Here is a 13,955-nt window from a genome sequence, read left to right on the forward strand (position 1 = left end):
ACACGATACGGCCGGACCGGTAGCGAACGCCGGGTGTGGCAGCGACCCCTTACTCGACTTCGAGCCACGGGACCTCCATGAGCGGCGAAATGTGTGTCTCGATGTGGTGTTCCCAGACGCCCTCCTCGCCGAAGGCTTCCCCGTGGTCGGCCGTCACAATGACTCGGCCGTCCAGTTTCTCGACCAGTTCGGCGACGGACTCGAGGGCGATTCGCAGGTTCTCCTCGTAGAGTGCCATCGCCGCCTCGCGGGTGCCGTTCGTGACGACGTCGGTGGGATCGAGTTCGAGCCAGAGGCCTGCCTTCTGGGCGAGTTCGCTGCCCTCGAGTTTGTCTTCGACTTTCGGGCGGAGCGTATCGCCGAGCGAAGCGAGTGCACCGCCGTTGTCTCCGCTTTCCTCGGCTTCTTCCTGTTTCCGAATCCCTTTCTGGATCTGTTTGAGCTTCTGGCCCTTGCCGCGGGCGAGGTAGGGGGCATGAGGTTGCATGTAGTGGAGGACCGTCCGATCGGCCTCCTTGACGGCGGCTTGATGGTCGTAAAACGCCTCCGTCAGTCCCTCCGGTGGAACCGTACCGAGGTCGTCGTCCCAGCCGCTTTTCCAGACGTCGAAGACGTTGCTGATGTGGTCGGAGGCCGTCCATTCGTAGTCGCAACTGGCCCCCCACTTGAGTTCGTTCAGCGGAATTCCGAGGTCGTTGATGAAGGGGTTCCCCGAAAAGTACGCGATGTCGTGATCGCCGGTAAACGTCCGGTAGGCCCACTCCGGCGTCGACGAGCCGGTGCTCCAGCGCTTTTCCAGCGTCCCGTCGAGGTAGTCGTCGTAGACCTCGCTGAATACGTCGTATCGGCACGCATCCAGCACCAGACAGTAGTCCCACTCCGACTCGAGGAAATGCTGGTCCTGCATTAATTGGCGATACCTTTCGAGTCTCCCTACGTATGCTTATTGGTTTTTGGACTTTCTCTGTGGCTGTCCGACGCGCGTCGAGCCGACGCGGCCGCGTTGGCGGTCACCCGTCGACCCGAGACCTTACTCGAGGTAGCCGAGTTCCCGAAGTCGGTCGCGGGTCTCCTCGTCGGCTTCGGCCAGCGCGTCGGCCTCGTCCGCGTCGGTCTCGGACGGATCGTCCCACGCACCGCCGGCGTGCTCCTCGAAGCGGGCGAGTGCCCGTTCGGTTGCGGCGACGACGTCGTCGTCGGTCGGGTCGACCGGTGACCGCTCTGCGGGGTCGTCGTCGAGTCGGTATCCCTCGTCGGAAATTCGGTCTGCGCGGACGTACTTGGCGTCCGTGCTGCGGGCTGCGCGCAGCCGCGAGTACGCGCGATGGTCATCCGAGAGGTCGATGCCGGCCTCGCTCGCTTTCTGTTCTAGGTGGTGGAGTTCGATGACCGGCTGGGCGTACTCGACGAACGCGTAGTCATCGGCTGTGTCCTCGCCCTCGAGGACGGCCCGTTGTCCAGCGTCGGGATCTGTGGCCCCCCCGAAAGTACGGTACTCGTCGGCGAGCAGCGACCGCGTCGAATCGCGAGAAACGGCACTATCACCGAACTGTCCGACTGTGTCAGGATCGACGTCCAGCGCGTCGAGTGTCGTGTGGTAGAGATCGAGCAACTCGACGAGGTCGTCGCGACGGTCGGCCTCGAGATCGGGATGTTTCACCAGCAGCGGAACGTTGATGAGCTGGTCGTAGAGGGCGAACTCGTGGCCGTAGAGGTCGTGTTCGCCGTGGAGTTCGCCGTGATCGGCCGCAACGACGACGGTCGTCTCTTCCCATTGCCCCGTTTCGCGCAGCCAGTCGAACAGGCGGCCGAGCTCGGCGTCCATGTGGGCGATCTCGGCATCGTAGAGCCCGCGGATGGCATCCCACTCCTCGTCGTCGATGTCTCGTGCGCCGGAGTTGTACTCCTTCGAATTCTGGCAGACGTCGTCCGGATCGACGCCGGGGGCGAACGCCTCGCGGTACTCCTCGGGCGGGTAGTACGGCAGGTGCGCGTCCATCAGGTTGATGAACGCGAACCAACCCTCGTCGCTGTCGCTGTCGTCGATGAAGGACTTCGTGCGGTCGATGACCGAGGGCGTCTTCGAGTCGGCACCCTCACCGCTGGCGAGTTTGGCGTGGGCCATCGCGCCGAGGTGAACGAGTTTCGACGCGAGTTCGCGGAGGTAGTCGTTGTCGTTGACTGCCTGCCACGCGCTCGCAAGCGGGCCCGAGAAGACGTCGCCGGGCAGCACCTCGAAAAACGAGTCCTGAGCATCAAAGCCCTCGGTAAGGCCAGTGTAAGGCGTGATCCACGCGTTCGAGGAGTAACACGCCGTATCGTAGCCGGCCGCCGACAAGACCGACGCGAGGGTCACGTCATCGTCGAGGTACGGACTCCCCTGATCGGCCCCGTGCTGACTCGGGTAGCGCCCGGTAAACAGCGAGGCGTGGACCGGCAGCGTCCACGGTGCGGGCGCGACCGCCGACTCGAAGACGGTCGCCTCCCGCGCAAACCGCGAGAGTTCGGGCGTCGTCTCCCGTTCGTATCCGTACGGACCGAGGTGATCCTTCCGAACCGTATCCAGAACGACGAAGAGGACGTTCGACTGCCGAGTTTCGTCCATTACTGGTGCCAACTAGGTCCATCCAGATAAAATGAGTTAACTGTTCCGTGTTACCATTCTACATTCCTCGTCCACCACGGGCCGAGGGAGTTGCCTCGAGTAACGGGCGAAACAGGCCATCGATACCCACTCTCGCTGGCAGCAACCAGACGTTTCAAGTTCGCTAACGATTCATATTCGCCATGGATACTCGAAACCGGCGCGCCTTTCTCCTCGGCGCCTTCGGGACGATTGCGGTCTTTGCCGTCCTCCTTTTCGTCGTCGGCGCGAGACGCGTCGTCGACTCGCTGCTGTCGGCAGACCCGTCGCTGGTCGCCGTGACGTTCGCGCTCGCGATCTGTTGGCTCGCCGCCTGGAGTTTGATGCTCCGGACCGTCCTCGTCACGCTCGGCGTCACCATCCCGGTTGCGAAGGCGTTTTTCGTTTACTCCGGAGCCGTGTTCGCGAACAACGTCACGCCGTTCGGGCAGGCCGGTGGCGAACCGGTCGCGGCGCTGCTCATCTCGAAAGTTTCCGATTCGCGCTACGAGACCGGGCTCGTCGGCATCGCGAGCGTTGACGTTCTCAACGTTGTCCCATCCATCTCGCTTATTTTCGTCGGTGTCGCGTACTACGCGACGACGGCCGCCATCGGTGAACGCCTCGAGACGGCCGTCAGTTCGGCTGTCGTGCTGATCTCCGCAGTTGTCCTCGTTATCGGCCTCATCTGGCGGTATCACGGGACGATTATCGACCGCCTCCCCGCCATCGTTGCCCCGCGACTCGAGCGACTCGGACTTGAGCGACTCGGACTCGAGCGATTCGACTCACAAACGCTGGAAGCAGATCTTGCGGACCGGTTGCAGCGGTTCTTCGAGAACATCGAACGCGTCGCGGTCGATCGCTGGCGGCTCGTCGCCGTGGTCGGCCTCTCACTGGCCGGTTGGCTCTTCCAGACGGCTGCACTCATGGCAGCGTTCGCCGCCCTCGGCTACAGCGTGCCGCCGTACGTCCTGTTGTTCGTGATTCCACTGGCCAACCTCGCCGGGGCTGCGCCGCTTCCGGGCGGCCTCGGCGGGATCGAAGCCGCGTTCGTGACGCTGCTCGTGCCGACGACCGGCGTCGAGGCGTCGGCTGTTACTGCGGCTGTCCTCATTTTCCGCGGCGCGATCTACTGGATGCCGGTGCTGATCGGCGGCGTGTCGGTGTCGGCCTTCGGCGTCCGCACGCTCCGGTGACTGCTCGAGCGATGTCGACCGAGAAGTTGATTCTCGTCCGTCACGGAGACGTACACTACGCGTCATGTATCGGGGAGGCCACGCCGGATTCAACGCGCTGTTGTACGCCCCGTTCGTCCCGCCCGTGAGCTACTACTGGTCGCTCAAGCTCGCGCTATTGGGTGCAGTGATTGCCGTCGGCGTGGCGAACCTGCCGGATGTCGACGAGCCGCTGCCGTGGCTTCGCCACCGCGGGCCGACGCATACGATCTGGTTTGCGGTCTTCGTTGGACTGCTCTCCGGCGCCGGTGCCACAGTTCTCGTGCCCGCGATGCCGCAGGCGTTTCAGTTTGGCTTCGTCGTCGGCACCGCCGGCATTCTCGCCCACCTCGCGGGCGACATCGTGACACCGATGGGAATCAGCCCCTTCGCGCCCCTCTCGAGCTATCATGTGACGCTCAACTGGTTCAAATCCAAGAACAGCCGCATCAACCGGGCCGTCCTGCTTGTCGGGACGGCCGCACTGGGCGCATCGCTGCTGCTCGCGGTCGGCCTGTCGACCGTGTTCGCCTCCGGCGGCTGATCGGACGGCATTCGACCGTCGATCGCTCGAGGCGTCCGTTATTGGGCCCGAGACAGCACGTCCGTCCGCCACGCGAGCACCCCGAGCGATAGCGTCCACAGCAGGATCGTCGCGCTCAGTCCATGAACGGCGAGTCCGGGACCCCACGTCGTCTCGAGCGGGAACAGCCAGGCGATCCCCGTCGACGAAAGCGAGTCGATCGCGAGGTGTGACCCCATCGCCAGCCCGACGGCGATTGGGACCGCTCGTTCCCGTCGGATCGCGTACGCACCGGCAACGATCCCCAGTGCGAAAAGCGGCGTGTGGGTGAGCCCGCGGTGAACTAGCGGCCAGTTCCACGCTGCGGGGAACAAAAAGTCCGCGTCCGGACACACACCGAGGACGACTCCGAGCCGCGGATCGGCGTCGGTGAACGCCCGAACGAGGGCGTACCCGACGACGGCATGGGTCGCGAACGCCCCCGCGAGATACAGCATCCGTACTCCCTCCATCGCGGTCACGTTCGACCGACGCCTCGACGTAGTTTGTGGCTGCTATCGCCCGGTTTGCGGCCCCGTGGCGCGTTCGTCCTCGGTCCCTCGAGCCGTCGCGTGGCGTTCGTTACCGCGGTTGACACCAACACTTACACTCGAGTCCATTGACTATCCACTAATGGTGCTGCTGCAACTCGAGGAAATGCCCTCCTGGCTCGAGTCGATGCTAACGTCGGAACTCGCCTTGCTCGTCCTGTTCGGGATCTGCATCCTCGAGGGCGCGATGATGTTGCGGTTCATGCCGAGCGAACTCGTCGTGCCGGGCGCGTTAGCGTTGATCGGCTCGTCGATGCCCGAACTGGTCACGATCGTCGCCATCGCGGTCGTCGGCACGACGATCGGGCAGGCCGTGCTGTTCGTTCTCGTTCGTCGTGCTGGCCGGGAGTACGTGCTCCAGAAGCGGTGGTTCCCGGTCACGGAATCGCGACTCGAGCGGTTCGACGGCTGGTTCGATCGTTGGGGGGCGATCGCCGTCGCCGGCAGCAACACGATGCTGTTCGTCCGCGGGCTGTTGACCGTTCCGGCCGGCCTCTCGGAGATGGACGCGCGGTCGTTCGTCGCCCTGTCGGCGATCGGCTCGCTGTCGTTCCAGTCGATCCTCACCGGGCTCTACCTCCTCGGTGGGCATCTGCTCGTCTTCGGATAATCACACCACGGTTTGGGACCGCAGCCGAGTTCAGTCGTCTCGCCGATAGACCGGCAGCCGGAACCGAATGCCGGCATCGCGGAGTTGCCACCTGAGCTCCGCGCCAGCCCATATCAACCCAGTCAGGAGGCCGATAGCGATCGCCGCGAACTCGGCCGATCCCATCCAGATCGGCGTCGCGTACAGCAGGCCGTTATACACGCGATGCGGGAGGAGTTCCTCGAGGAGGTCGCCGAAGAACTCGAGCGGGTTGACGCCGAAGCCGCTGTCGCTGGCTCCGCCGCCACCGCCGCCACTATCGGCTTCCGTGCGAGACTCGAGGCCGAGTTCGGCCGCGCTCTGGCCGCCCTCGCTTTCCTCGCCGGTCTCTAAGCGTTCCGCCTCGTAGGGGAGCGTCGAGCCGACTTCCCACACGATCTCGCCGGATTGGTCGACCTCCATCACGCGGTTGCCGTGGGAGTCGGCGATGAGCGTGTTCCCGTTGGGCAGGCGGTCGGCGTCTCTCGGCCACTGAATCTGGTCGTCTTCCCACTCCCAACTGCGGGTCCACTCGCCGTCCGCACCGCCCTCGCGCTGGAACTCTTGGACGCGTCCGTTCTCCGAGTCGGCGACGACGACGGCCGGGCCGCCCTGCGATTCGGGGATGTAGTCCGGGTTGTGCTGTTCGTACTGGACGTCGTAGTCGTTCTCGCTGCCGAGCGTCCAGTCGTCGACCAGCCCGTCTTCTTGATCGATGAAGACGACCTGATCCTGGTTTCGCAGACTGACCATGATCCGGCCGTCGTTCGGATCGCCCTCGGCTTCGATGTACGAGACGTCGTTGATGTGGGCCCAGTCTTCTGGATACGGGCCGGCCTCCTCGACGGGGAAGTCGCTCTGGGCATCCCAGAGCCACTCGACGACCTCCGTTTCGGTGTTCACGATGAACACTTGATCCGCGACGATGTCGGCGATCGCCACGCGCTCGTCGTCGATCCGCGTCGAGTCGTGCCACTCGCCCGCGGTCTCTTTGTAATCGTACCGTTCGTAGAGCACCTCGACCTCACCGGTCTCGAGGTCGACGCGCTCGAGGACGTTTCTCGCACACGGTGGATCGCTACACGTCGGTCCTTCGGAGTGAACGGTGTCCGTGGCCACGTACTCGATGGTCATCGGATCGTCTTCGACAGGATCGACGTCGAAGTACTTCGTGCGCGTGTTGTTGTAGTAGATCACCTCGCCATCGGGCGCGTAGGCGGTGATCGTCCCGGCACGGCCCGATTCAGTGATGACCGTGTGATTTTCGGTCTCCGGGGCGGTCGGCACGTCCGATTCGGACGCCGTCGAGAGACCGTCGTTCGACGACGCACTGACGACGGCCGCAGCCGATACGAGCAGTATCGCGACGAATACGATTCGGAGTCGGTTCCGCGAGATTGTCGAGCGAAGCCGCGCAAGCGACGGGCGAACGCGGTCGGTCACGGGGCGTTCACCCACGAGCGAGTTGACGCGGAGGAGACTGTTGAGTTCGACATATGGTTCGGCAGTTATGTTTGTATTCTGAGCAAGGCATTAGGATATTTGTTAATATATCTGATACGAATGGTGGCAGAACGGCTACCCGATGCCTGACATCCCTTCCAACGGACTGGTTACAATCCACGACTCGCTCCGCGGACCGGCATACACTGCTCGAGCACGAGACGTCGAGTTGTGGAGGCTGATTTGCTCGAGCGGCGACGTCTAGCTCCGATTGATCCGATCGGGCCAGCCGTCACACGTCTGTGCGTCCAGTCGGTCGTCGGTCATCGAGATCCACCGCACCTCGTTCCAACTCAATCGGTAGTGGCAGGTATCCGGTTGCAGTTGCTCCCAGTAGATGGTCTGCATCGACGGGACGTCCGCGTCGTCGGGCGTGATCGGGACGCTCCCCCCTGGCGTCGCCTCTTGCTCCATCGTCTGGAGCGTCGACTTCGGTGCCGGTGAGCCGATGTTCCAGGCTAACCCCGAGAGGATGAGCACACCGATCACGGCGACGACGATCCACCGATGGCGAGCCGTTCGGGTCACGTCAGGATCGGCGTGATCCATTTCAGTTCTCGTCGATTGCCACGCGATCACGCGCTCGACGGTGATGGCGACGCCGAGCGCGACGAACGAGAGCCACAGGACCGCATCGGTTGAGCCGTCCATGTCGATGTACAACACCTGAAAAGCGAGTATCGCGCCACCGACTGGCACCCACCACCGTACTCGAGGGTCGCAGACGGCTGCGTGTGCCCAGCCGTAGAATGCCACCGGAAGGAGCACCGAGCCGTAGCCGAACACCAGCAGTACCGTGTAGATGTGCTCGGCCCAACTGTGTGGCGAGCCGGCAACCAGCGGCGCAAGTATCGTCTGGACGACCATCGGAACGAGTGCGCCGGCAGCAGCGAACACGAGGACGACGATTCCGGTCACGACGCCACCACCTGCGACCGCCGAGAGGGCCCCGTTTCGGCCCCGTCGCTGATAGGCCATTCCAACGATCAGGAACGCGAAGACGGCCCCCGACTGCCACGAACCAGCGCTCAGCGCCGCGACAGCCCCGGCGAGAAACGGCCGGTCGCGGAGAACGAGTGCGAGCGAAGCGGTGCCGAAAAACAGCGCGTAGAACTGGGCCCGAACCCCTTGCAGCGGGAGGACGTAGAGTTCCGGGACGACGAGCATCGTGAGGCCGGCGGCGACCGCCGCCGCGTTCTCTTCGGTCACGAGATACGCTATCCACGCGACGAACACCACGCTCGCGGCAGCGACGAGCGATGTAAGCGCCGAACTGAGACCGTACAGGACGAGCATATTGCCGCCCGACAGCGCCGACAGAACAGCCGTAATGGCGAACGGAACGGGCGGGTTCACGTCCCAGACGTCGATGTACGGGACGCCGCCCTGGAGGACGTACCAGCCCGTGTGCTGGAAGAACGCTGGGTCGGTCGCAAGCGACGGCCACTCGAATCGGTAATACAGGGCGAATCCAGCGATGAACAGGACGACGACGATCGGACCGAGCGTGGTGAGCCACTCCGAACGCGATCGGAGGGATGTGCGTAGTGCCATGTGTGGGACTTACCGGCGTGCAGATCCGACCGATGGGACGTGACCTGATTCTTGGGGGTGCAGTGAAACGAGCATCATCGGGTTCGACTCCGTTTAGATGCGCTGTGAGACCTTCTTCGCGGCCGCGAGGGCACCCTGATCCCACGCAACGCGGTGGTCGAGACCGGTCTCGTCGGCCTCCTGGTCGGCGTCGTAGTGCTCCAGATACCACTTGTACGTCTCCACGAGCGCCTCCTCGTTCGAGTACTCGGGCTCCCAGTCGAGGCGTTTCAGTTTCTCGACGGAGACGTAGGAGTCCTCGTGGGCCGTCTCGTAAACCCACGGATATAGCGGGGAGAGGTTCAGCCGCTCGAGGACGCGAAGGACCGCGACCGTGAGGAACGCGGGCGTTCCGATGGTGCGCTTGTCCGTCCCCGCATAGTCGAGGGGGGCCTGAAAGTCCTCTTTCATCGTGCCGAACTCGTCGGTGCCGACGTTGAACGTGTCGTTCACGTCGGCTTCGTCGCCGGTGAGCATCAGTTCGATGGCGGTGACGAGGTCGTGGACGTGGAGCAACTGGTACTTGTTGTTCCCCCAGCCGACGAGCGGGACGTTCGCGCCGTCTTCGATCCAGTCGAACAGCACCTGGAAGACGCCGAGTCGCTGCGGACCGATGAACGTTTTCGGGCGGAGGATGGGGACGCACATGCCCATGCGCCGGAAGTCCTGGCAGATCTTCTCGGCCTCGATCTTGGCCTCGCCGTAGGGGCCGACTCCATCCAGCGACGACTCCTCGGTGATGGGGTGGTCGTCGTGTGTGCCGTACACCGCAGTCGAGGAGATGTAACAGACCCGCTCGACGCCGCGTTCGTTCGCCGCCCAGAGCACGTTTCGCGTCCCGTCGATAGTCGTCTCCCGGATGCGGTCGGCGTCCCACAGCGGAAGCGCGGCGGCCGCGTGGACGACGGCGGTCGCCCCGCTTTCCTCGAGCGCGTCGGCGACGGACTCCTCGCGCTGGACGTCGCCGCCGATGAAGTCGATACCGTCCGTATCGTCTTCCGGTTCGAAGGGTTTGAGATCGAATGCGGTGACGTCCCACCCCTGATCGCGGAAGTACTGGCACGTGTGCAGGCCGAGGAATCCGGTGCCTCCCGTGACGAGAACCGACCCGGTCGAGTCGTCGCTGGTGCGCTCACTATCGCTCATCGTGATGTCGGCCGTGACGTCAGTCCGATGCCTCAATAGTATGTCGACGTTTCACTGGGTGTATACCGTCCTTATTCTCACCGCCGAACGCAACGATCGACTGTCGCACTGTGTGATCGCGCGCCGTCGTCCTCACAGACACGGAACGGGTGGTCCCGTCAGCAAAGTCGTCGTTTACCCTGTAACAGTCGGCTCGGTGATCAATCGGCTCACCGACACGTACTACTCGAGTGGCCTCGACCTGTCAGCGCAGCCGAGCGCACATCTATACCAAAAGTTACCAGTCCCTGTATAAATGAATACTGCCGCGTAACGTTCTGATAACCCACTGTACCGAATAACGCAAGCCGGGTCTTTTTGCTATCTTCTCTGGAGGATGACAGATATAGATGGCCAGCGTCCACAGCACCCGGAATCGGGTCGTGGCGACCGCCTCCGGGCTGGTAAAGGAGATGCGTCCCTGGCAGTGGTACAAACAGAGCATTCTCCTTTTGGGGCTCGTCTTCTCCGGCAGCCTGTTCGATCCGGCTGCCGTCACGAACGTCGCCCTCGGCATCGTCGCCTTCTGTGCGATCGCGGGGACGACGTACATCGGCAACGATATCCTCGACGTCGAGGAGGACCGCAACCACCCGCGAAAGAAACACCGCCCCATCGCCAGCGGACAGGTTTCGATCACCGTCGCGGTGGTGTTTGCAGCCGTGTTGTTCGTCGGCGGACTCTCCCTCTCGTGGTATCTCGGCCCACTGCTCCTCCTCGTCGTGCTCACGTACCTCGCCCAGAACGCGCTCTACTCCGTCTTCCTCAAAGAGTTCGTCATCGTCGATGTGATGGTCATCGCGATCGGGTTCGTCCTGCGAGCGATCGCGGGCGTCGTCGTCATCGACGTCTATCTGAGCCCCTGGCTCGTCGTCTGTACGTTCCTCGGGGCGTTGATGCTCGCCCTCGGCAAGCGTCGCCACGAGATGGCCGTCAGCGACGATCCGGCCGCCTCGAGGGCCACCCTCGCCGAGTACACCGAGGAGATCCTCGATCAGCTCCTTATCGCCGTCCTCGCGGCGCTGATCGTCTCCTACTCGCTCTATACGTTCTTCCGCGGCGGGCTGTGGATGATGGCGACGCTCCCGTTCGCCTTCTTCGCGACCTTCCGATACCACTATCTCACGCACACCGAATCGCTGGGCGGCGATCCGAAGTTCCTCTTCGGCGACCGGCCGTTTTTCGTCAACTTCGTCGTCTGGGGCCTCGTCGTCGTCGCCGTCCTGTATCAGGTTCCGCCCCGACTACTCGAGGTGATTGTGTGACGACCCGCTTCCCGAGCCATCCATGACACGTCGATACGACCTGCAGGTCCACACGGACGCCTCGCCCTGCTCGAGTACCCCGCCCGAGCGCGTCGTTGCGGCGGCGGTCGACGCCGGCCTCGACGGCATCGCCGTCACCGACCACGACACGCTCGCCAACGTCGACGCCGTTCGTGCCGCTGCGCCGGCCGCCCTCGAGGTGATCGCCGCGGTCGAGGTGACGACGACCGAGGGCCACCTCCTGGCGCTCGACGTGACGGAGCCACCGCCGCAGGACGACCCGCTGACGGTGGTCGACCACGTCCACGAGCAGGGCGGCGTCGCCGTCCTCTCGCATCCCTTCGACACGTTGCGGCAGGTCTACGAGACGGACCTCGAGGCGCTCGCGACGGCCGTCGACGGCGTCGAGGCGATCAACTCCCGCTGTGTCCGCCGCCGGTTCAACGAGCGCGCGGCGACGTTTGCGGCCACCCACGGGCTGGCGGCAACCGGTGGCAGCGACGCCCACTTCCCGGTGGAGGTCGGCCGCGCGTACACCTGCGTCGAGGGGGACGGCTCGCTCGCCGACGCCATCCGCGACGGACGCGTCCGGCCGGGCGGTCGCGGCCGATATCTCTCGGGCCACGTCGCGACGAAACTCCACCAGTTTCGCACCGCCTCCGCTCGCGCCGTCTCGAACCTGTCGCTGGGGCGATCACCGTGACGATGAACGTCAAAGCCGTCGTCGACCGGAGTCGGGCGATCGTCCGCGACCACGGCATCTGGCTGACGGCGCTGCTGACGGTCGTCGTCTTCCTCGGCCTCGCCGCCTACACGGGCCTCGAGGATGTGACGAGCGCCCTCGTCGCGCTGGAGTGGACGACGTTCGGTGCCGTTGTCGGCCTGACGACCGTCGGCTACGGCTTTCGTTTCGCCAAGTGGCACTACTATCTCCGGCGGCTCGAGATCGACGTGCCGCTCGGTGCGAGCGCTATCACCTTCTTCAGCGGCCTGATGATGGTCGTCACGCCGGGCAAAGCCGGTGAGGTCTGGAAAGCGTGGTTCCTCCGCGACAAGCGCGGCGTGCCCGCGAGCACGATCACGTCCGTCGTCGGTGCCGAACGGATCACTGACCTCATTGCGCTCTGTGCGATGGCCGCGCTCGGACTGGTACTCTACAGTCGCTCGTCGCTGCCTGTCGTCGTCGTCCTCGCCGCTATCGTCGCCGTCGTCGGCCTGCTGCGGTGGCGAGCAGCCTCGCTCGCGGTGCTCGACCGACTCGAGTCGGTTCCGGTCGTCGGCGACTACGCAACCGAACTCGAGCAGTTCTACGAGAGCACGTACCGCCTGTTTCAGGTGCGTCCGCTGACCGTCTCGACTGTGTTCAGTCTCGCAGCGTGGGGGTTAGAGGGTGTCGCGCTCTGGATCGTACTCGAGGGGTTCGGCGTCGAAGCCAGCGTCGTGATCGGACTGTTCGTCTTCGGCCTCGGCTCGGTAATCGGCGCGATCTCGATGCTGCCCGGCGGACTCGCGGCGGCGGAGGCGTCGATGGTCGGCGTGTTGCTCACGTTTGGCTACCCCGAAGCCGTCGCGGCCGCGGCCACGATCGTGATCCGCGTCGGGACGCTGTGGTACGCCGCAGCGCTCGGGATGGTGGTGTTTCTCACGTACAAGACGACGCGCTGAGCGTCCGCATTCAGTGACACAGTGGGTCGTCTCGGGGTGGCCTTAGCCTCGTTGGCTGTGTTGTGCGCTGCATCGACTTCCGTCCCCAGTCCAGTATTCCTATATAAATTCCGTCGCAACCGGTTCGTATGCAGAACACTCGAGTGCTCGTAACCGGCGGTGCGGGATTCATCGGCTCGAACCTCGCAAACACGCTCGCTGCGGAGAACGAGGTTATCGCCGTCGACAACGGCTATCTCGGAACGGCCGCGAATCTCGACGATGACGTGACGTACGTGGAGGCAGACGTCCTCGAGGACGACCTGCCGACCGACGTCGACGTCGTCTATCACCTCGCCGCGCTCTCGAGTCGCCAGATGCTCGAGGAGAACCCGCGTCAGGGTGCTCGTGTCAACGTCGAGGGCTTTGTCAACGTCGTCGAACAGGCGATCGAAGACGGCTGTCGGACGACCGTCTACGCGTCGACGTCGTCGATCTACGGTAGTCAGACGACGCCAACAGCCGAAGACGCAGCGGTCGAGGCGGCGACGGGCTACGACGCCTCGATGCTCACCAGAGAGCGCTACGCCGAGTACTACAACAACGTGGCTTCCGAGATGTCCCTTGCCGGAATGCGATTCTTCTCGGTCTATCAGGGATACGGCGGGTCCGAGAAGCACAAAGGCGAGTACGCGAACACAGTCTCACAGTTCGCTGACAAGATAGCGAACGGCGAGTCGCCCGTGCTGTGGGGCGACGGCACGCAAACGCGGGATTTCACGCACGTCGACGACATCGTTCGCGGCCTCGAGTTGGCCGCAGACCACGACCTCGAGGGCGTCTACAATCTCGGTACGGGCGAGCCGTACTCGTTCAACGAGACCGTGTCGCTGCTCAACGACGTGTTGGGAACGTCGGTCGAACCAACGTACGAACCGATCCCGCTCGAGAATTACGTCCACGATACGTATGCGGACAGTTCGAAGTTCCACAGCGAAACGGGGTGGGAGCCCCAGGTCGACTTCGAGGAGGGTGTCAGGCGCGTCTGTCAGCCGTATCTCCCGGTCACGGAGTAACACTGTCGGGCAGAACGATTCGAAGGTCGGTGACCGGCCCCGCACGTATATCCGTGTTCACGGCGAAACACGACCAACAGTGACCACCCTTCGTTCGGGACGATGGGA

The 13,955-nt window shown here is 64.0% G+C and carries 13 protein-coding genes; 7 read left to right on the forward strand and 6 right to left on the reverse strand.

Annotated elements, in window-relative coordinates:
• Nucleotides 1-49: 49 nt before the first annotated feature.
• Nucleotides 50-907: a hypothetical protein gene (locus BW940_RS03565; protein ID WP_076607821.1), complete on the reverse strand. Its 858-nt coding sequence runs from the start codon at nt 905-907 to the stop codon at nt 50-52.
• A 123-nt stretch (nt 908-1,030) separates the two neighbouring features.
• Nucleotides 1,031-2,605: a sulfatase gene (locus tag BW940_RS03570; RefSeq protein ID WP_076607822.1), complete on the reverse strand. Its 1,575-nt coding sequence runs from the start codon at nt 2,603-2,605 to the stop codon at nt 1,031-1,033.
• A 182-nt stretch (nt 2,606-2,787) separates the two neighbouring features.
• On the opposite strand from BW940_RS03570, the gene BW940_RS03575 reads away from it, so the two are divergent.
• Both BW940_RS03575 and BW940_RS03580 read left to right on the forward strand, forming a co-directional pair.
• Entirely contained in the window at nt 2,788-3,822 is a 1,035-nt protein-coding gene (locus BW940_RS03575; RefSeq protein WP_076607823.1) for a lysylphosphatidylglycerol synthase transmembrane domain-containing protein, read from the forward strand.
• A gap of 64 nt (nt 3,823-3,886) precedes the next feature.
• Entirely contained in the window at nt 3,887-4,384 is a 498-nt protein-coding gene (locus BW940_RS03580; protein WP_076607824.1) for a metal-dependent hydrolase, read from the forward strand.
• Between the two features lie 38 nt (nt 4,385-4,422).
• On the opposite strand, the gene BW940_RS03585 is transcribed toward BW940_RS03580, so the two are convergent.
• On the reverse strand, nt 4,423-4,875 hold the full coding sequence (locus BW940_RS03585) for a metal-dependent hydrolase (protein WP_076607825.1): 453 nt from the start codon (nt 4,873-4,875) through the stop codon (nt 4,423-4,425).
• 160 nt (nt 4,876-5,035) lie between these two features.
• On the opposite strand from BW940_RS03585, the gene BW940_RS03590 reads away from it, so the two are divergent.
• Nucleotides 5,036-5,563 (forward strand): DedA family protein, encoded by a 528-nt coding sequence (locus BW940_RS03590; RefSeq protein WP_076607826.1) that lies wholly within the window; start codon nt 5,036-5,038, stop codon nt 5,561-5,563.
• A gap of 30 nt (nt 5,564-5,593) precedes the next feature.
• Here the strand turns inward: BW940_RS03590 and BW940_RS03595 are convergent, their stop codons facing one another.
• The 3 genes from BW940_RS03595 to BW940_RS03605 form a co-directional block, all read right to left on the reverse strand.
• Nucleotides 5,594-7,024, reverse strand: coding sequence for an aryl-sulfate sulfotransferase (locus BW940_RS03595; RefSeq protein ID WP_076608113.1), 1,431 nt, complete (start codon nt 7,022-7,024; stop codon nt 5,594-5,596).
• Nucleotides 7,025-7,285: 261 nt separating this feature from the next.
• Nucleotides 7,286-8,638 carry a DolP-mannose mannosyltransferase gene (locus tag BW940_RS03600; protein WP_076607827.1) on the reverse strand — a complete coding sequence of 451 codons (1,353 nt, stop codon included), beginning with the start codon at nt 8,636-8,638 and terminating at the stop codon, nt 7,286-7,288.
• Nucleotides 8,639-8,731: 93 nt separating this feature from the next.
• Entirely contained in the window at nt 8,732-9,823 is a 1,092-nt protein-coding gene (locus BW940_RS03605; protein ID WP_076608114.1) for an NAD-dependent epimerase/dehydratase family protein, read from the reverse strand.
• Between the two features lie 389 nt (nt 9,824-10,212).
• Between BW940_RS03605 and BW940_RS03615 the strand changes: the two genes are divergently transcribed.
• The 4 genes from BW940_RS03615 to BW940_RS03630 all read left to right on the forward strand — a co-directional run bounded on the left by BW940_RS03615 (nt 10,213) and on the right by BW940_RS03630 (nt 13,847).
• Nucleotides 10,213-11,127, forward strand: coding sequence for a decaprenyl-phosphate phosphoribosyltransferase (locus BW940_RS03615; RefSeq protein WP_076607829.1), 915 nt, complete (start codon nt 10,213-10,215; stop codon nt 11,125-11,127).
• A 22-nt stretch (nt 11,128-11,149) separates the two neighbouring features.
• Complete coding sequence (locus tag BW940_RS03620) at nt 11,150-11,830, forward strand: PHP domain-containing protein (protein ID WP_076607830.1); 681 nt, start codon at nt 11,150-11,152, stop codon at nt 11,828-11,830.
• A gap of 2 nt (nt 11,831-11,832) precedes the next feature.
• Complete coding sequence (locus tag BW940_RS03625; RefSeq protein ID WP_076607831.1) at nt 11,833-12,792, forward strand: lysylphosphatidylglycerol synthase transmembrane domain-containing protein; 960 nt, start codon at nt 11,833-11,835, stop codon at nt 12,790-12,792.
• Nucleotides 12,793-12,920: 128 nt separating this feature from the next.
• Nucleotides 12,921-13,847, forward strand: coding sequence for an NAD-dependent epimerase/dehydratase family protein (locus tag BW940_RS03630; RefSeq protein WP_076607832.1), 927 nt, complete (start codon nt 12,921-12,923; stop codon nt 13,845-13,847).
• Nucleotides 13,848-13,955: the final 108 nt, after the last annotated feature.

Origin of the sequence: Natronorubrum thiooxidans (assembly GCF_900156475.1) — an archaeon.
Classification (GTDB): Archaea; Halobacteriota; Halobacteria; order Halobacteriales; family Natrialbaceae; genus Natronorubrum; species Natronorubrum thiooxidans.